Annotated in this window: 15 protein-coding genes; 6 read left to right on the forward strand and 9 right to left on the reverse strand. The window is 69.1% G+C overall.

What is annotated here, in order from left to right; all coding sequences use genetic code 11:
- Nucleotides 1–29: 29 nt before the first annotated feature.
- The 5 genes from ABZ826_RS09450 to ABZ826_RS09470 are packed head-to-tail and all read right to left on the reverse strand — an operon-like array spanning nt 30 to nt 3,652.
- Complete coding sequence (locus tag ABZ826_RS09450; protein ID WP_361444710.1) at nt 30–920, reverse strand: LysR substrate-binding domain-containing protein; 891 nt, start codon at nt 918–920, stop codon at nt 30–32.
- Between the two features lie 9 nt (nt 921–929).
- The gene (locus ABZ826_RS09455; protein ID WP_361444713.1) at nt 930–1,076 is read right to left on the reverse strand and encodes a hypothetical protein; all 147 of its coding nucleotides are present in this window, start codon (nt 1,074–1,076) and stop codon (nt 930–932) included.
- A 12-nt stretch (nt 1,077–1,088) separates the two neighbouring features.
- Nucleotides 1,089–1,883, reverse strand: a complete 795-nt coding sequence (locus tag ABZ826_RS09460; protein ID WP_361444716.1) for a MerR family transcriptional regulator — start codon at nt 1,881–1,883, stop codon at nt 1,089–1,091.
- Between the two features lie 12 nt (nt 1,884–1,895).
- Entirely contained in the window at nt 1,896–2,690 is a 795-nt protein-coding gene (locus tag ABZ826_RS09465; protein ID WP_361444719.1) for an ABC transporter permease, read from the reverse strand.
- Nucleotides 2,687–3,652, reverse strand: coding sequence for an ATP-binding cassette domain-containing protein (locus ABZ826_RS09470; RefSeq protein ID WP_361444722.1), 966 nt, complete (start codon nt 3,650–3,652; stop codon nt 2,687–2,689). The genes ABZ826_RS09465 and ABZ826_RS09470 overlap by 4 nt, the downstream gene beginning before the upstream one ends.
- Before the next feature lie 252 nt (nt 3,653–3,904).
- Between ABZ826_RS09470 and ABZ826_RS09475 the strand changes: the two genes are divergently transcribed.
- The 3 genes from ABZ826_RS09475 to ABZ826_RS09485 are packed head-to-tail and all read left to right on the forward strand — an operon-like array spanning nt 3,905 to nt 7,306.
- Nucleotides 3,905–4,612, forward strand: coding sequence for a succinate dehydrogenase (locus tag ABZ826_RS09475; protein ID WP_361444725.1), 708 nt, complete (start codon nt 3,905–3,907; stop codon nt 4,610–4,612).
- Nucleotide 4,613: 1 nt separating this feature from the next.
- Nucleotides 4,614–6,563, forward strand: a complete 1,950-nt coding sequence (locus ABZ826_RS09480; protein WP_361444728.1) for a fumarate reductase/succinate dehydrogenase flavoprotein subunit — start codon at nt 4,614–4,616, stop codon at nt 6,561–6,563.
- The gene (locus ABZ826_RS09485; RefSeq protein WP_361444731.1) at nt 6,560–7,306 is read left to right on the forward strand and encodes a succinate dehydrogenase/fumarate reductase iron-sulfur subunit; all 747 of its coding nucleotides are present in this window, start codon (nt 6,560–6,562) and stop codon (nt 7,304–7,306) included. Before ABZ826_RS09480 ends, ABZ826_RS09485 begins: the two co-directional genes overlap by 4 nt.
- Before the next feature lie 72 nt (nt 7,307–7,378).
- Here the strand turns inward: ABZ826_RS09485 and ABZ826_RS09490 are convergent, their stop codons facing one another.
- From ABZ826_RS09490 to ABZ826_RS09500, 3 genes are all read right to left on the reverse strand, one after another.
- Nucleotides 7,379–9,142 (reverse strand): glycosyl hydrolase family 18 protein, encoded by a 1,764-nt coding sequence (locus tag ABZ826_RS09490; protein ID WP_361444734.1) that lies wholly within the window; start codon nt 9,140–9,142, stop codon nt 7,379–7,381.
- A 238-nt stretch (nt 9,143–9,380) separates the two neighbouring features.
- On the reverse strand, nt 9,381–11,804 hold the full coding sequence (locus tag ABZ826_RS09495) for an excinuclease ABC subunit UvrA (RefSeq protein ID WP_361444737.1): 2,424 nt from the start codon (nt 11,802–11,804) through the stop codon (nt 9,381–9,383).
- Between the two features lie 284 nt (nt 11,805–12,088).
- On the reverse strand, nt 12,089–13,480 hold the full coding sequence (locus tag ABZ826_RS09500; RefSeq protein WP_361444740.1) for a polysaccharide pyruvyl transferase family protein: 1,392 nt from the start codon (nt 13,478–13,480) through the stop codon (nt 12,089–12,091).
- Between the two features lie 259 nt (nt 13,481–13,739).
- Here ABZ826_RS09500 and ABZ826_RS09505 point away from each other — a divergent pair, with 259 nt between their 5' ends.
- A complete protein-coding gene (locus ABZ826_RS09505; protein ID WP_361444743.1) occupies nt 13,740–14,819 on the forward strand; it encodes a hypothetical protein in 1,080 nt (359 codons plus the stop codon).
- 12 nt (nt 14,820–14,831) lie between these two features.
- On the forward strand, nt 14,832–15,320 hold the full coding sequence (locus ABZ826_RS09510; protein ID WP_361444746.1) for a hypothetical protein: 489 nt from the start codon (nt 14,832–14,834) through the stop codon (nt 15,318–15,320).
- Between the two features lie 67 nt (nt 15,321–15,387).
- Here ABZ826_RS09510 and ABZ826_RS09515 read toward each other — a convergent pair whose 3' ends face one another.
- On the reverse strand, nt 15,388–15,603 hold the full coding sequence (locus tag ABZ826_RS09515) for a dodecin (protein WP_351084395.1): 216 nt from the start codon (nt 15,601–15,603) through the stop codon (nt 15,388–15,390).
- A 201-nt stretch (nt 15,604–15,804) separates the two neighbouring features.
- Here ABZ826_RS09515 and ABZ826_RS09520 point away from each other — a divergent pair, with 201 nt between their 5' ends.
- Entirely contained in the window at nt 15,805–17,061 is a 1,257-nt protein-coding gene (locus ABZ826_RS09520; RefSeq protein WP_361444749.1) for an extracellular solute-binding protein, read from the forward strand.
- The last annotated feature ends 126 nt before the right edge of the window (nt 17,062–17,187 follow it).

Genomic DNA, 17,187 nt, shown 5'->3' on the forward strand with positions numbered 1-17,187 from the left:
CGCGGTTCTCGAAGGCCGGACGGGCCGGATCAGCCCGTCCGGCTGGCGAGCAGCACCTTCTGCAGCTCGCGTGCCGCGCGCGGCGGGGCCACATCGCTGCGGTGCGCGAGTGCGATCGTGCGCCGCAGGCCCGGCCGGGCCAGCGGTGTGGTCCGCAGGTCGTGGCCGGCCCGGACGGCGATCATGCTGGGGACCACCGCGATCCCGAGCCCGGCCCGGACGAAGCCGAGCACCGCGTCCATCTCCCCGCCCTCCACCGTGAACGACGGCTCGAAGCCCTCCGCGCGACAAGCGGCGACCGTCAGTTCGCGCAGGTCGTAGCCGTGCCGGAACATCACCAGTGATGCACCCTGGAGATCGGCGATCCGCACGCTCCCGCCCCGGCCGGGCCGTGGCGCACGCGCCGAGGACACCACGACCAGGTCCTCCTGGAGCAGCTCGACCGTGGTGAGCGCGGGGGAGGCGGCGGGCAGCGGCAGCACGACCAGGGCGAGATCGAGTGCGCCGCGCGCCAGCTCCCGTACGAGGTCCAGCGAGCCGCCCTCCTCCAGCAGCAGCTGGATCCCCGGGTGTCGGTCATGGAAGGCGCGCAGCACGTCGGGCAGGAGGCCCGTGCAGAGGCTGGGCGTCGCGCCGAGCCTGACCCGGCCCCGGCGCAACTGCGCCAGCTCCTGCACCTCGTGGCGTGCGGTGTCGGCGTCCGCGAGGATGCGGCGGGCCAGCGGCAGCAGGGCCTCGCCCGCGTCGGTGAGGGTGATGTTGCCGCGGGCCCGGCTGAAGAGCTCCGCCCCCAGCTCGTTCTCCAGCGCCCTGATCTGCTGGGAGAGCGAGGGCTGGGAGACGTGCACCTCCTCGGCGGCACGGGTGAAATGGCGCGTCTCCGCCACGGCCACGAAATACATCAGCTGCTGGAATTGCATACACGCAGCCTAAATAAGTATCGAGATCATCCAGCCGGTGAAGACGGGCATGCCGAGGTCGACCAGTTGGGGTCGGCCGTCGGCCGGAGCCCTCCGGCCGAGGGCCGCCAGTTTGCTGCGTGCGGCATCGAGGCCGATCCGCCAGGAACGCCGCACCGCAGCGTCTTCCTACTGTGTTCCGGCCGCACCCCGTGTTGGGTTCACGCGCTCAAGCTTGGTCCAGCCGGTCCAGCCTCGCTTCGTCAGCAGCTCGATCAGCCGACGGGTCGGCGGCAGGGTGTCGAACACATGTGTATCCAGCAGCTCGGCGAACGGCGGCTCGATGCCGGTGTCGTCGACGTAGAACTCGCCCTGCTCGTTGGCCATCTGCGTGATGTAGGCGGCCAACTTGTCGGCCAGTTCGACCAGCCGTGGGTCGTCGTCGGTGCGGTCGAGAGCTTTGCTCAGGGTGAGATAGAAGTCGATGATCTGCGGGTCGGCGATCTGCTCCCGCTTGCGTGCCATCCACTCCGGGACTTGCTCGGGTGAGCGCGCGGCCAGCGGGATCCAGCCGTCGCGCTCGACCTGGACAATCCGTTCGTCGACCCCGAGCGCCCGCAGCCGGTCAAGGTACTCGACCACCTCCTGGGGCAGTGCCAGGCTGTCCCCGGCGGCGAGGCGGGCGATCCGCTCGCGGTGTCGCTGCCGCTCCCGGATCTCCGCCCGCAGCCGCTTGTCGATATCTGCGACTGCCGCGGTGAACTCCTCCTCGTCGGCCTGCAGCAGCTCCCGCATGCGCGCCAGAGGGACCCTGGCCTCGGCGAGGGTCCGGATCTTGACCAACTCGACTACGGCGCCGGCGCCATACCTCCGATAGCCGGAGTGGTCCCGCTCCGGCTCCGGCAGCAGCCCCTTGGCGTGATAGTGCCGCACCGCGCGCACCGTCACTCCGGTATACGACGCCAGCTCGCCGATAGTCAGCATCAGACCAGTCTCCTAGTTCGCAGCCCGGGTCCGGTAGAGACGCCGCGACCAGAGGTAGCCGACCAGCCCGATCACCACACACCAGCCGATGGACCAGAGCACGTCCGAACCATCGGGCGATCCGGCCAGCAGACCGCGGAAAGCGTCCATGATCGGCGTGAACGGCTGGTACTCGGCGAACCACCGCAGCCCGGTCGGCATCGACTCGACCGGCACGAACCCGCTGCCCACGAACGGCAGCATCAAGAAGATCATCGGCCAGTTGCTCGCGGCCTCCGGGTTCGGGCTGGCCAGCCCCAGCGCCACGGTGAACCAGGTCATCACGAACGACAGCAGCGCGAACAGACCGATCAGGTCCAACCACTGCATCGCCGAGGCGGCGGTCTCCAAACCGAGCAGGAACGCCACGCCGAAGACCGTTGCGAGTGCCAGCGCAGTCTGGACCATCGCGCCCAGCACGTGGCCGGTGAGCACCGAGACCTTGGCGATGGCCATGGTTCGGAACCGGTCGATGATCCCGCCTGTCATGTCTGTGGCGACCGAGACCGCGGTGCTGATGGACACGCTTGCCACCGCCATCAGCAAGATCCCGGGAGTGATGAACGTCAGGTAGTCGCCGCGGTCCCCCGTCGGGGCTCCGGGCAGACCGGCGCCCATGGTGCCGCCGAAGACGTAGACGAACAGCAGCAGGAACAGCAGCGGCAGGCCGATCAGCATCAGCGTCTGCGACGGGTGCCGGGCCATGTGCTTCAGGTTGCGGCGCAGCATGGTCGCCGAATCGCGGACGGCATACCTTGCGGTATTCATGCCGGCACCTCCTCGGGAGGCGCGTCGGCGGTGGAGTGGCCGGTGAGAGCCAGGAACACGTCATCCAGGTCCGCGGTGTGCACGGCGAGCCCCGTGACCGCGTCGTCGTCGATCTCGGCCAACAGCCGTCGCAGCGTGGTCAGGCTGCCGTCGTGCGGCAGGGTCAGGGTGAGCGCCGCGGCGTTCGGGTTCGCCTCGGGGAACTGGCGCGCCAACTCGGCCAGCCGTTCACTGTCGGCGGCCTGAAGCTCGACATGACCGCCGGGAACCAGCCGCTTCAGCTCGGCCGCGGTGCCCTCGGCGACCAGCCGGCCCCCGTCGAGCACACCGATCCGGTCGGCGAGCTGGTCGGCCTCCTCCAGGTACTGGGTGGTGAGGACGACGGTGACCCCGTCGGCCACCAGCTCCCGCACGATCCCCCACAGGTCACGGCGGCTGCGCGGGTCGAGGCCGGTGGTCGGCTCGTCGAGAAAGATCAGCCGCGGCCCTGCCACCAGGGTCATTGCCAGGTCCAGCCGCCGCTTCATACCGCCGGAGTACGTCACCGTGCGCCGGTCGGCGGCATCAGCCAGGTGGAACCGCTCCAGCAGTTGCTCTACCACGCTCTCCGCACGGCGCCGGTCGAGGTGACCGAGGTCGGCCATCAGCCGCAGATTTTCCCGCCCGGTCAGTAACTCGTCCACGGCGGAGAACTGCCCGGTCACTCCGATCGACGCACGCACCTGGTCTGCCTTGCGGCGTATGTCGTACCCGGCGACCCGAGCCTCACCGGCGTCTGCGGGGAGCAATGTGGACAGGATCCGGACTGTGGTGGTCTTGCCGGCCCCGTTGGGTCCGAGCAGGGCGTAGACGGTGCCTGCGGGGACGGCCAGGTCGACTCCGGCGACTACCTCGTGGTCGCCGTACGACTTGCGTAGCCCGGCGACCTCGATCGCACTGGTTCTCGTAGTCGTGCCCACCATGCTGAGAGGTTGCCCCTGCGTCAGGGTCAACCGTTGCGGCTACATGGCCTCGCACCCTCCAGGCGTCGGCCTCTGCCTCACACCGGCCACGGTCGGCTGTCGTACGAGCGCGCCGAGTACCTGGTAACACGCCGCCAAGAAGCACGACCACCCCGTGATCAATTCCTTACGGGCATCGATAGCGAGAGCCTATGAACATGAGCTGCACCATGTCTTGGACTGATGGGGTCCTTCGGCCCTAGCGTCGTGTCCATGGCATTGGCAACACGGACGGACCGACGGCCGTCCATGACGCGTACGCTCTGGGACTCATCCGTCGGCAAGAAGATGATCATGGCCGTGAGTGGCCTGATCATGCTCCTCTACTTGGTCGTCCACATGCTCGGCAACCTGAAGATCTTCTTCGGGTCCGGCGAGTTCAACCATTACGCGCACTGGCTGCGGACCATGGGGGAGCCCTTCCTGCACTACGAGTGGGCCCTGTGGATCGTCCGCGTGGTGCTCGTCCTCGCCGTGGTGCTGCACGCCGTCTCCGCGTACCAGCTGAGCCGCCGCGACATCAGGGCGCGCCCCGCCAAGTACGTCCACAAGAAGCCGCGCGCCGGCTATGCCACCCGGACCATGCGCTGGGGCGGGATCATCCTCGCCCTGTTCATCGTCTGGCACATCCTCGACCTGACGACGGGCACCGTGCACTCCGGCGGGTTCCAGTCCGGGCACCCGTACCAGAACGTCGTCGACACCTTCTCCACCTGGTACGGCAACACGATCTACATCGTCGCCATGCTCGCCCTCGGACTCCATGTGCAGCACGGATTCTGGAGCGCCGCACAGACCCTGGGCGCGGGCCGGGCAACCCGTGAGCGCGTCCTCAAGACCATCGCCAACGTCCTCGCACTGGTGCTGACGGTGGGCTTCATCTCCGTACCCGTCGCCGTCATGACCGGAGTCGTGAGCTGACATGACCGACTACACGCACTACCGCACGGGCGCGCCCGTCGTCGACACCAAGGCCCCCGAAGGCCCCGTCGCCGAACGCTGGGACACCCGCCGCTTCCAGGCCAAGCTGGTCAACCCGGCCAACCGCCGCAAGCACACCGTCATCGTCGTCGGCACCGGCCTGGCCGGTGGTTCGGCCGGCGCGACGCTGGCCGAACAGGGCTACCACGTCGTCCAGTTCTGCTTCCAGGACTCGCCCCGCCGCGCCCACTCGGTCGCCGCGCAGGGCGGTATCAACGCCGCGAAGAACTACCGCAACGACGGTGACTCGATCCACCGGCTCTTCTACGACACGGTCAAGGGCGGCGACTTCCGGGCCCGTGAGTCCAATGTGCACCGGCTCGCCCAGATCTCCGTGGAGATCATCGACCAGTGCGTCGCCCAGGGCGTCCCCTTCGCCCGCGAGTACGGCGGCCTCCTCGACAACCGGTCCTTCGGCGGCGTCCAGGTCTCCCGCACCTTCTACGCCCGCGGCCAGACGGGGCAGCAGCTCCTCCTCGGCGCCTACCAGGCGCTGTCCCGGCAGATCGCCGCGGGCAACGTCGAACTGCACGCCCGCACCGAGATGCTCGACCTGATCATCGTCGACGGCAAGGCCCGCGGCATCGTCGCCCGCGACCTGGTCACCGGGAAGATCGACACCTACTTCGCCGACGCGGTCGTGCTGGCCAGCGGCGGCTACGGCAACGTCTTCTATCTGTCGACGAACGCCATGAACTCCAACGCCACCGCCGTCTGGCGCGCCCACCGCCGCGGCGCCTATTTCGCCAACCCCTGCTTCACCCAGATCCACCCCACCTGCATCCCGCGCACCGGCGACCACCAGTCCAAGCTGACCCTGATGAGCGAGTCGCTGCGCAACGACGGCCGGATCTGGGTGCCGAAGGCCAAGGGCGACAACCGCCCCGCGAACGAGATCCCCGAGCAGGAGCGCGACTACTACCTGGAGCGCATCTACCCCGCCTTCGGCAACCTCGTCCCCCGGGACATCGCCTCCCGCGCCGCGAAGAACGTCTGCGACGAGGGACGCGGCGTCGGCCCCGGCGGACAGGGCGTCTACCTGGACTTCGCCGAAGCCATCCAGCGGATGGGCCGGGCCGAGGTCGAGGAGAAGTACGGCAACCTCTTCGACATGTACGCGCGGATCACCGCGGAGAACCCGTACGAGACCCCGATGCGGATCTACCCCGCCGTGCACTACACGATGGGCGGACTCTGGGTCGACTACGACCTCCAGACCACGATCCCGGGCCTGTTCGCGATCGGCGAGGCCAACTTCTCCGACCACGGCGCCAACCGGCTCGGCGCCTCCGCGCTGATGCAGGGCCTGGCGGACGGCTACTTCGTCCTGCCGTCGACCATCAACGACTACCTGGCCCGCAATCCCCACCACGACGAGGTCGGCGCCTCGCACCCCGCCGTCGAAGAGGTCGTCGCGGACACCGAGGACCGGCTGAACCTGCTGCTCTCCGTCGACGGCGACCGCACCCCCGACTCCTTCCACCGGGAGATCGGTGAACTCATGTGGGAGTACTGCGGAATGGCCCGCACCGAGGAGGGGCTGCGCACGGCACTCGACCGGATCCCGCGGATCCGCGAGGAGTTCTGGCGTCGCATCAAGGTGCCCGGCACCGGCGACGAGTTCAACCAGTCGCTGGAGAAGGCCAACCGCATCGTGGACTACCTGGAGCTCGCCGAGCTCATGTGCCTCGACGCCCTGCACCGCGCCGAGTCCTGCGGAGGCCACTTCCGTGAGGAGTCGCAGACCCCGGACGGCGAAGCCGCCCGCCGGGACGAGGAGTTCTCCTACGCCGCGGCCTGGGAGTTCTCCGGCACCGGCGAGGCCCCCGTCCTGCACAAGGAAGACCTCGTCTTCGACTACGTACACCCCACCCAGCGGAGCTACGCATGAAGCTCACCCTGCGCGTCTGGCGCCAGAAGAGCGCCGACGCCCCCGGCGCCATGTCCACCTACGAGGTGGACGGCATCTCGCAGGACATGTCGTTCCTGGAAATGCTCGACACCCTCAACGAGGAACTCATCCTCGCCGGCGACGACCCCGTCGCCTTCGACCACGACTGCCGCGAGGGCATCTGCGGAGCCTGCAGCCTCGTCATCAACGGCGACGCCCACGGCCCGGAACGCACCACCACATGCCAGCTCCACATGCGGTCCTTCGAGGACGGCGACACGATCGACATCGAACCGTGGCGCGCCTCGGCCTTCCCGGTCGTCAAGGACCTGGTCGTGGACCGCTCGGCCTTCGACCGGATCATCCAGGCGGGCGGATACATCTCCGCCCCGACCGGCACCGCCCCCGAGGCACATGCCACCCCGGTGCCCAAGCCGGACGCCGACTTCGCCTTCGAGCACGCCGAGTGCATCGGCTGCGGCGCCTGTGTCGCGGCCTGCCCCAACGGCTCGGCGATGCTTTTCACCTCGGCGAAGATCAACCATCTCAACGTCCTGCCGCAGGGCGCTCCCGAGCGCGAGACCCGCGTCCTCGACATGGTCGGACAGATGGACAGCGAGGGCTTCGGAGGCTGCACGCTCACCGGGGAGTGCGCCACGGCCTGTCCGAAGGGCATTCCGCTGCCGTCGATCTCCGCCATGAACAAGGAGTGGCTGCGGGCGACCCGGAAGGTGCGCCGCTGAGCGAACGGCCGAGTCCCCGGCCCCGGAGGCCGCCCACCTCCGGGGCCGGGAAGTCTCAGCCGTTCCGCCGGGTCAGGACGTCACGGAGAGGTCGTCGCCGTAGACCGTGCCCTGCCCGTACCAGCCGTGCAGATAGACGGTCACCGCCCCGGTCGACCCCGTGGTGAACGCCACCGACTGCTTGGCGTAGCCGCTCGACGAGCCCCAGGTGCTCGCCGAGGCGTCCCCCCGTACACCGAGATAGCCGTAGGAGCCCTGCACCCAGCCGCTCAGCGTGTACGTGGTGTGGGGGGACAGGGTGAGCGTCTGTGTGCACTCGCCCGTCTGCGACGCGGTGGCCGCCGCCGCGAGCGCGTGCGAACCGCCGTGGACCGGGGTGGAGACGATCGAGCCGCCGGACTCACAGGTCCAGGGACTCAGCGAACCCGTCTCGAAGTCACCGTTCACCAGGGCGCCCGTGCCGCCGCCCGGACCCGACACCGTCAGGGTGAAGGCCGCCGCGTGGCTGAGTGTGCCCGCCGTGCCGGTCACATCGATCCTGTACGTGCCGGGCGCCGCGGACGCCGACGCGCTGACCGTCAGCTTGGACGTACCTCCCGCGGTGACCGCGGTCGGGCTGAGCGTCGCCGTCACACCCGCGGGAGCTCCGCTCGCTGCCAGCGCCACGGTCCTGGCGTTGCCGGAGGTGACTGCGGTGTTCACGGTCGCCGTGGTGGAGCCCCCGGGGGCGACCGTGGCCGAACCGGGTGCGACGGCCACCGAGTAGTCGTCCGTCACCGGACCCGAGCCGCTCGTGAACGGTGCGAAGGTGTGCGAGAAGTGCCAGGTGTCCTGGGCGATCCCGGAGCAGGTGTCGCTGCCCCCGGTGCCGGGGCAGCCTCCGTTGTCGCGCTGGAGTGCCCAGAACGACAGGGTGCTGACGCCCTTGGCGACGGCCCAGTTGTAGACCGAGGTCGCGTCGGCCGTGGTGAACGTCTCGGCCGGACCGTAGTCGTCGATGCCCGGCATCTCGATGACGCCGGTCATGCCCCACAGCTGGGCGTCGGTCTTCGACGGGTAGAGGCCGGCCAGCTGGCCCTTCAGACCCGTGATCGCAGTCTGGGTGTCCTGCGCCATGTTGTGCGAGGCGCCGTCGTAGTAGTCGAACGTCATCAGGTTCACCACGTCGACCTTGGTGCCGTTGGCAACGGCGTTCTCCAGCACCGCCAGACCGCTGTCCGCCAGTCCGCTCGTGGTGGTGGGCAGGGTGTAGGAGATCTGCACCGAGCGGCCGTTGGCTGCGGCCCAGTCCTGGACCTTCTTGATCGCCTTGTTGCGGCGGTCGACACCGGCGCTGTTCTCCAGGGAGTTGTCCTCGATATCCATGTCGAGGCGGGACACGTCGTAGGTCGTGATGACCTTCTCGTACGCTGCCGCGATGGAGTCGACGTTCGTACAGCTGTCGGCGATCTCGGTGCCGCCGTTGTCGGCCGTGTATCCGCCGAACGACGGGATCACATCGCCGCCGCGCGACCGCATGGTGGTGAAGTCGGCGCCGAACTCGGACTGGGCGATGGGGGTGCTCGAATCGCCGTTCCAGTAGGGGGTGCAGGAACCGCGGGCCTCCGTCTGGATGAAGGCCATGGTCAGGTATTTGGCACCGGACGCCTGCGCGAGCGCGGCCGGGCTGTCGCCGTTCCACGCCTCGAAGTACGGGGCGAAGACGTGCGCGGGCAGGGGAGTGGCGGCGGTCGTGGCGGCCTCGGCGCCGACGCCTGATCCGAGGACCAGTCCGGCGGAGGCGATGGTCGTCGCCAGGACACTCAGGACTGCGCCGAGTGTTCTTGGACGTCTCATGGGGTGCTCCCAGCGGGGTGAGACAACGGGCGGATCGCACGGCTCGGCCGCGCCCGGTCAGGGGCGCGGCCCGTTCCTGTGATTCCCGGCCGGGGGTCACATGCCGCACGGCATGGAGCGGCCGTGGGGCCTGCCCATGATTGGTCTGGACCAGCCTTCGGTCAATGCTCTTTGCCTTTTCATTTCCCATTGCTTGCCTGATGTGGCAACTCTCCATGATGGAAGGGGAGTTGAATCCTCAGGTCAGCCGGAGCGAGGCCCTGAGGTACGCCGCGGTGCGGCTGCCCTCCGCGCGCGCGACCTCCATGGGCGATCCCGCCGCCACGATCCGGCCGCCTCGGTCACCGCCTCCGGGGCCGAGGTCGATCACCCGGTCGGCGCCCGCCACCACCGCCATGTCGTGCTCCACGACCACGACGGTGTTGCCCGCGTCCACCAGCCCGTGCAACTGCCGCATCAGCATCTCGACATCGGCGGGATGCAGCCCGGTCGTCGGCTCGTCCAGCAGATACAGGGTGTGGCCCCGGCGCGTGCGCTGGAGCTCGGCGGCCAGCTTGATCCGCTGGGCCTCGCCGCCCGACAGCTCCGTGGCCGGCTGACCGAGCCGCAGATACCCGAGTCCGACATCGAGCAGCGTGCGCAGACTGCGCTCGGCGGCGGGCGTCCCGGCGAAGAAACCGGCCGCCGACTCCACCGTCAGATCCAGGACCTGCGCGATGTCCAGGCCGCGCAGGGTGACCTCCAGGGTCTGCGGGTCGTACCGGGCACCGTGACAGTCCGGACAGGGCGCGTACGTACTGGGCAGGAAGAGCAGCTCGACGGAGACGAACCCCTCGCCCTGGCAGGTCTCGCACCGCCCGCCCGCCACATTGAAGGAGAACCGCCCCGCCTTGTAGCCGCGCTCGCGCGCCGTGTCCGTCTCGGTGAACAGCTTCCGCACGACATCGAAGAGCCCGGTGTACGTGGCCAGATTGGAACGGGGGGTGCGGCCGATCGGCTTCTGGTCCACCTGCACGAGGCGGTCCACCGCCTCCAGCCCCTGCGCCGACGCGCACCAGGGCGGGGGAAGCTCCGCGGGCGGACCCGCGGCGGCGGACACCTGCCGGTCGGCGAGCACACCGGCCAGGACCTGACCGACCAGGGTCGACTTCCCCGACCCCGAGACGCCGGTCACGGCGGTGAAGACCCCCAGCGGGAACTCGGCGTCCACCCCTCGCACATTGTGGCGGTCGACGCCGTTCAGTTTCAGCCACCCCGACGGTGTACGCACCTGTCGCACCGGAGCGGGCCCGTCGTCGAAGAGGAAGCGCCGGGTCGCCGACTCCGTCACCTCCGCGAGCCCGGTCGGCGGACCGCTGTGCAGCACCCTGCCCCCGTGCTCACCGGCCAGCGGCCCCACGTCGACCAGCCAGTCCGCCCGGCGCACCACATCCATCTGATGCTCCACGACGAAGACGGAGTTCCCGGCTTCCTTCAGCCGGCCCAGCACCCCCAGCAACGACTCGGTGTCCGCCGGGTGCAGACCGGCCGACGGCTCGTCCAGCACATACACGACACCGAACAGGCCGGAGCGCAGCTGGGTGGCGAGGCGCAGCCGTTGCAGCTCGCCGGAGGACAGCGTCGGAGCCGTGCGGTCGAGGCTGAGATAACCGAGGCCGAGCTCGGTGACCGTCTCGATCCGGGCGAGCAGATCCGCCGTCAGGACCCGCGCCGTGTCGCTCCCGCCCGCCGTGCGCAGCACCTCGGCGAGGGAGGTGAGCGCAAGCGCGGCCAGTTCGGCGATCGAACGGCCGGCGAAGGTGACGGCCATCGCCTCCGGCCGCAGCCGGCCGCCACCGCAGACCGGGCAGGGGGCACTGGTCAGGAAGCGCTCGGCCTTGGCACGCAGCGTGCGGCTCTTGGAATCCGCGAAGGTGTGCAGCACATAGCGCCGGGCGCTCATGTACGTGCCCTGGTAGGGGCGTTGGATGCGTCCCGCCTCCCGCACCGGGTGGACCGTCACCACGGGCTGCTCATCGGTGAACAGGATCCACTCCCGGTCCGAGGCGTCCAGCTCGCGCCACGGGCGGACGATGTTGTAGCCCAGCGCGTCCAGCACATCGCGCAGGTTCTTGCCCTGCCAGGCCCCCGGCCAGGCGGCGATCGCGCCGTCCCGGATCGAGAGCGAGGGATCGGGGACCAGTAGTCCCTCGGTGGTGCGGTGGATGCGGCCGAGACCGTGGCACTCGGGGCAGGCCCCGGCGGCGGTGTTCGGCGAGAAGGAGTCGGAGTCCAGCCGTTCGGCACCGGGCGGGTAGGTCCCGGCGCGCGAGAACAGCATGCGCAGGGAGTTGGAGAGCGTGGTGACCGTCCCGACCGAGGAACGGGCGCCGGGCACCGAACGGCGCTGCTCCAGCGAGACGGCGGGCGGCAGCCCGGTGATCTCGCCGACCGCGGGCGCACCGACCTGGTGGATCAGCCGACGGGCGTACGGGGCGACGGACTCGAAGTAGCGGCGCTGCGCCTCCGCGTAGATCGTGCCGAACGCGAGTGAGGACTTCCCGGAGCCCGAGACGCCGGTGAACACGGTGAGGGTATCGCGCGGGATGTCGACCGAGACGTCCTGGAGATTGTGCTCACGGGCGCCGCGCACCCGGACGTACGGATCGTGGGGGGTGGACATGGGCGCGTGGACTCCGTACGGATCGGGGCAGCGGCGGCAGCCTGGGGACAAACACTCCGATTCTAGGCGCCGGAGGTGGTCCGGTGGGCGGCGAGGCCGCCGGGCGCGGGCCGCGAAAGCCGGAGGCCGGCCCTGTACGGACCGGCCTCGGACGACGGACGCACCCTGCCTGCAGGCAAACCACCCGCCGACCGCGTCCCCGACCTCGCAGGGCAACACACCTGAGGGCTGTGCCGTCATCCGTGGCTGACGCCGCGCGCCCGCCGGGGGTTACGGGACAGCCCTCAGCGCGAGGGACGCAGCGCGCGCTTGATGGGCCGCCCGACGACACTGCGGGCCCGCTGGTACGTGGAGCGCTGGACCGGCACCGCGGAGTTCTTCGCGAGCTTCCGCTTGAGCTGATTGTTCTGCTCGGTCAGGTCCGTGAGCTGGGACTGGAGCCAGCCCAGGCGGGCGCTCATCGTGGCGGCGTCGGCGCCGACCCACGGGCGGATGCCCGGAGGGAAGGCCAGCCCGCTCATCCGCGACTCGAAGGCCGCACCGCCGTCCCCATGGGTGAAGGTGTTCTCCAGGCCGTTCTTGTCCAGGAAGTTCATGAACCGGTCGAACCGCTCCTGGTGACCGCGTGTCAGCGGCCCGAAGTCGGCCTCGGCGCAGAGATCGGCGGGGTCGAGATCGGAGGGGGTCTTGGCGAGCATCCGGTGCGGGATGTCGAAGTAGCGGCACAGCTCCAGCGTCCGGGAGTCGCCGCAGAGCACGGTGGCGGGCGTGCCGGCCAGCAGCGCCGCGATGTTGCCGTGGATCCGGGAGCCGAAGGAGAAGTCGAAGCCGCGAAGGTCATCCATCCAGGCGGCCGGGTCGACATAGACGCGGACCTTGTCCTCCCGGTACATGGGGTGGTCGGGGTGGGTGGGGATGCTGGTCAGCGAGGCGTTCTGATGGGAGAGGTCGCGCCAGTGCAGCTGACGTGCTTCGGAGAGGTTCTGGCCGATGAACCGGAGATGGGGGTAGCGGGCGTGGGCGCGGTTGATGATCTGCCCGAGCTTGTGCTTCCGCACGGCGTCGTGCGATCCGTTGACGGAGATCCGTGAGTCGGGCCCGAGCGTCCGGCTGCTCTCGCGGATGTCGAGCCTGGTGCCGTTGAGGAACATCGAGGGGCAGCCGATGACGTCCACGTCACGAAAGCCCATGTCCCGCAGATACCGCTCGGTGAACTCCCCGCGCACACCGATCGAGGCGCTGTGGTCGAGCACGGCGGAGACGAACGCGTAGACCGTGGACTGCATGGGGCGCAGCCGGTCCGCGGAGTAGTTGACGCCGGTCTGGGCACCTACGCCCGGCACGACGACCGGGATCTTCAGCTTCGAGATGAGCTGGGTCAGACGCTCCAGTTGGCGCTCGAAGGACGGCCTGAAGGCGTTGGCGAGCGGGATGACGAAGACGTCGTACTCGCTGTTGATGCGGTCGGCGTCGGCGACCCTGGTGGTGATGCCGTTCGACACCACTTCCGAGCCCGGCGTCTCCAGGATCTTGTGGGCGGCATCGCTGAAGATCAGGTTGCCCGAGTTGGTGGCGAACACGTCCTCGTGGAGAGCGCGCTCGACAGGGACGACGTCGTAGGGGCTCTTCCCTGAACGCAGGAGTATTCGCTTCACATGGTTAACGTTTGATGCCACAAACCTGAATATAGCTTTGCGAATGCTTTTGATTCCATGCGCATCCTGTACAACCTTTTACGATCTACGCGGAACGTGAGGACATGATCACACATCCGCGCGCGATCGGGTACGCCGGGGGTCCGAGGTGCGACTCCCCGGAACCGCCCCGCGAGGCGCCGGTGACGCTCTTTCGACGCCCTCTTGAGTGCCGGGCGGCCCCCGCCGTACGCTGCGTTCCGCGCGCGGGCGCGCCTACCGGGGAGGTGGAAGCGCCGTCATGGCCGACGCACTGTCCGAGGGCGACATCCTCGAAGCCGTCGCCCGGCACACCGGCCGGCCGGGACGCGGGGCACAACTGCGGCGGGCCGGCGCCGACATCACCCGGCTCCCGCTGCTCGACCTGCGCATCGTCCGCTGCGTGGAGACCCGCGCCACGCGGCCGGAGTCCAGGCCCGGCACGTACGACACGTCGCGGCGGCCCGAGTACGAAGGCGAGCTGCGCGACCATCCGGTCGACCCGCCGAAGGACCCGACGGTGTCGCGGACGGTGGAGTTCGTGCTCCGCGGCTCGGTCAGAACGGTGCCCTGTGGCTGTGACGACGGACGGCAGCCCTGCTCGCGCTGCCGGGCCAAGGGAAGGCTGCGCTGCGACATCGGCCCGGTGTGCCCGGCCTGCGAGGGCGTCGAGCCGTGCACCTGGTGCGACGGCACGGGTGAACGCCGCAAGGACCGCTCGCCGTCCGGCTCGCCGCGGGAGAAGCCCGCTGCCGGCCGGACCGCCTGTGAGAAGTGCCGCAAGCCTCGCACTGCTTGTCCGGAATGTCGCGGATGGGGTGCCAAGAGGTGTCCCAAGTGTGATGACACCGGCTACAGGGTCTGCCCGGTCTGCTCGGGTGAGAGATCGACGGAGCACGGCCCCTGCGACGGCACGGGCCTGGTCACCCTCTGGACCGCGGGATCGGTCGGACAGGCTCCCGAGCAGGCCTCGTTGAAGCTGCCGGAGCCGGCGCCACCGCTGCGCTTCAGGCAGCAGGCCGGCCGCACCGGCGCCTGGGAGCGGGTCACTCTGAGCTCGGCCGGTGACCCGCTGCCCGACGGCCTGGATCCCGCCCATCTCAAGGCGGTCGAATCGGCCCTGACGCAGTGCCGGGGCGAGGTGGCCAGACGCGTCGACATCGGCTGGCTGCAATCGGCCGCGGTCACCGTCCCCGACGATCCCGACCATGTCTTCTACGTCTTCCCCGGCCGCGAGGGGCCGGAGGTCCTGGCGATCTGGTCACGGCGCCGGTCCCTGCGGGTCGCCGCGGTGGTGGCCGGTGTGGTGCTGCTGGTGCTGCTGGTGGTGGCGTTGGTCTGATTTGCTGGGGATGTGAGAAGCGACCACCGGCCCCTGGCCGTATTCGACCTGGACGGCACGCTCGCCGACAGCGGCCACCGGCAGCACTATCTGGAGGGGGCCCGGCGCGACTGGAACAGCTTCTTCTCCGCAGCCGTCGACGACCCGCCGCTGCCCGAAGGTGTCCGGCTGGCGCTCAGCAGCGCCGAGGACTGCGAGATCAGGTATCTCACCGGTCGGCCCGAGCGGTGCCGTCGCGACACCGTGGCGTGGCTGGTGGAACAGGGCCTGCCCGAGGGGCGGTTGTACATGCGCCGCAACGACGACCGCAGGCCCGCCCGGCACACCAAGCTGGAGATCCTGCGACGACTGGGCCGGGAACGTGAGGTACGGATGCTGGTCGACGACGACGAACTCGTCTGCGACGCGGCGGAGCAGGCCGGCTTCGCCGTGGTGCGGGCCCGCTGGGCGAAGGTGTCGCCGGCGCTCAAGGACGCACAGGAGCGCGAGGGTCGAACCTGAATCCCTCGGTGCCGGCCGGAGGTGAGCCGATGCGGTTGTGATGCCCTCGTGATGCCGTCGTGCCCGATCAGCTCGGTTCATCGAGTCGGAAGCCGACTTTCAGGCCCACCTGATAGTGCTCGATTCGGCCATCCTTGATCTCTCCGCGAACCTGCGTGATCTCGAACCAGTCGAGATTGTGCAACGTTTCCGAAGCTCTGGCGATGCCTCTGCGGATGGCGTCGTCGACGCCTTCATGGGAGGTTCCCACGATCTCGGTGACCCGATAGGTGTGATTCGACATGCTATGTCTCCTCTCCCCCTTACTACGGTGCCCCACACGCACCGGGTGCGCGAGGGGTCGGTGTGCAGAATGTGTGATGAACGGGCCTTGACCAAACCAATGGTCCATACCAAAATCCAGCCACGCCCGTGCGAGCTCCGCCCGCAGTCCCCCACACCGGGTCCTCGATTTCGTCGTGCCGTTTCGCAGAAGGTGAACCTGGTGAAGAACCGCATACTCGTCGGAGCCGTCGCGCTCGTTTCCACCTTCGCGCTGGGCGGATGCGGCTTCGTCTCGGGCTCGGAGGCGTCCGGGGACAAGAAGGTCACGATCTGGCTGATGAAGGACAGCGTGTCCGCCGATTTCCTGGAGCGATTCACGAAGGCGTACCGGGACGAGCACCCTTCCATCGAACTGGAGTTCAAGATCCAGAGCTGGAGTGGCATCGGCCCGAAGGTCATTGACGCGCTGAAGGGCAAGGACACCCCGGATGTCATCGAGGTCGGCAACACCCAGGTCTCCCAATACGCGGAGAGCGGCGGGCTGAGCGACCTCACCCTGGAGTCCGTGCGCGACCTCGGCAGCGAGGAGTGGCTGCCGGGTCTCGCCGACCCGGGCAGCATCGAGGGCGTCCAGTACGGCATTCCCTGGTACGCGGCCAACCGGGTGGTGATCTACAACAAGGACCTCTTCGAGCAGGCCGGTATCACCAGCCCGCCGAAGACCCGGGACGAGTGGATCGCGGACAGCGCCCAACTGAACCGGAACGGCAACCAGGGCATCTACCTCGCGGGCCAGAACTGGTACGTCCTCGCCGGATTCATCTGGGACGAGGGCGGCGAACTGGCCGAGGAGAGGGGCGGCAGTTGGGAAGGTGCCCTGGACAGCCCCGACGCGCTGAGGGGCATGAGCTTCTACAAGCAACTCCAGGCGCTCGGTGACGGCCCCAAGAACGCGGACGAGGAAAGGCCCCCGCAGGCCAAGGTCTTCGCCAAGGGCGACGTCGCGCAGATCATCTCGGTGCCCGGTACCGCCGCGCAGATCGAACAGCTGAACCCTGAACTCAAGGGAAAGCTCGGGTACTTCCCGATCCCGGGCAAGACCACGAATTCTCCCGGCTCCGTCTTCACCGGGGGGTCCGATCTGATCGTGCCGGAGAAGGCGAGCCGGCGCGCCGCGGGCATCGACGTGATCAAGGCCCTCGCCGGCCAGAAGTGGCAGGAAGAACTCGCGAAGGCCATGAGCTACGTGCCGAACAAGCCCGGTCTCGCACGTGTCATCGTGGGGCAGGAGGGCACCGCGGCGATGGCCCGGGGCGCCACGAAGGGACGTGCGACTCCCAACTCGCCGCAATGGGCGGATGTCGAGGCCGTCAACCCGATCAAGCCGTACATGACAGCGGTCCTGGAGGGCGGCGACCCGCAGGCGGAGGCGAAGGCCGCGTCCGAGAAGATCACCGAACAGCTCGCGGGCGGCTGACCCACGCGGCTCCGGTCCGCGGCCGGGATACCGGTCCCGGCCGGGCACACCCGGGATTCAGCCTTCGCACATCCCGGCTCTCCCATGCGGTCATGTCGAATCCAGCCGGTCACGGAAGAAGTAAGG

Source organism: Streptomyces sp. NPDC047515 (genome assembly GCF_040643055.1).
GTDB lineage: Bacteria > Actinomycetota > Actinomycetes > Streptomycetales > Streptomycetaceae > Streptomyces.

Excerpts from the sequence above, each read along its gene's own strand:
- ABZ826_RS09450 (WP_361444710.1), bottom strand. The coding sequence starts at position 920 with ATGCAATTCCAGCAGCTGATGTATTTCGTGGCCGTGGCGGAGACGCGC.
- ABZ826_RS09460 (WP_361444716.1), bottom strand. The coding sequence starts at position 1,883 with ATGCTGACTATCGGCGAGCTGGCGTCGTATACCGGAGTGACGGTGCGC.
- ABZ826_RS09465 (WP_361444719.1), bottom strand. The coding sequence starts at position 2,690 with ATGAATACCGCAAGGTATGCCGTCCGCGATTCGGCGACCATGCTGCGC.
- ABZ826_RS09470 (WP_361444722.1), bottom strand. The coding sequence starts at position 3,652 with ATGGTGGGCACGACTACGAGAACCAGTGCGATCGAGGTCGCCGGGCTA.
- ABZ826_RS09475 (WP_361444725.1), top strand. The coding sequence starts at position 3,905 with ATGGCATTGGCAACACGGACGGACCGACGGCCGTCCATGACGCGTACG.
- ABZ826_RS09480 (WP_361444728.1), top strand. The coding sequence starts at position 4,614 with ATGACCGACTACACGCACTACCGCACGGGCGCGCCCGTCGTCGACACC.
- ABZ826_RS09485 (WP_361444731.1), top strand. The coding sequence starts at position 6,560 with ATGAAGCTCACCCTGCGCGTCTGGCGCCAGAAGAGCGCCGACGCCCCC.
- ABZ826_RS09490 (WP_361444734.1), bottom strand. The coding sequence starts at position 9,142 with ATGAGACGTCCAAGAACACTCGGCGCAGTCCTGAGTGTCCTGGCGACG.
- ABZ826_RS09495 (WP_361444737.1), bottom strand. The coding sequence starts at position 11,804 with ATGTCCACCCCCCACGATCCGTACGTCCGGGTGCGCGGCGCCCGTGAG.
- ABZ826_RS09505 (WP_361444743.1), top strand. The coding sequence starts at position 13,740 with ATGGCCGACGCACTGTCCGAGGGCGACATCCTCGAAGCCGTCGCCCGG.
- ABZ826_RS09515 (WP_351084395.1), bottom strand. The coding sequence starts at position 15,603 with ATGTCGAATCACACCTATCGGGTCACCGAGATCGTGGGAACCTCCCAT.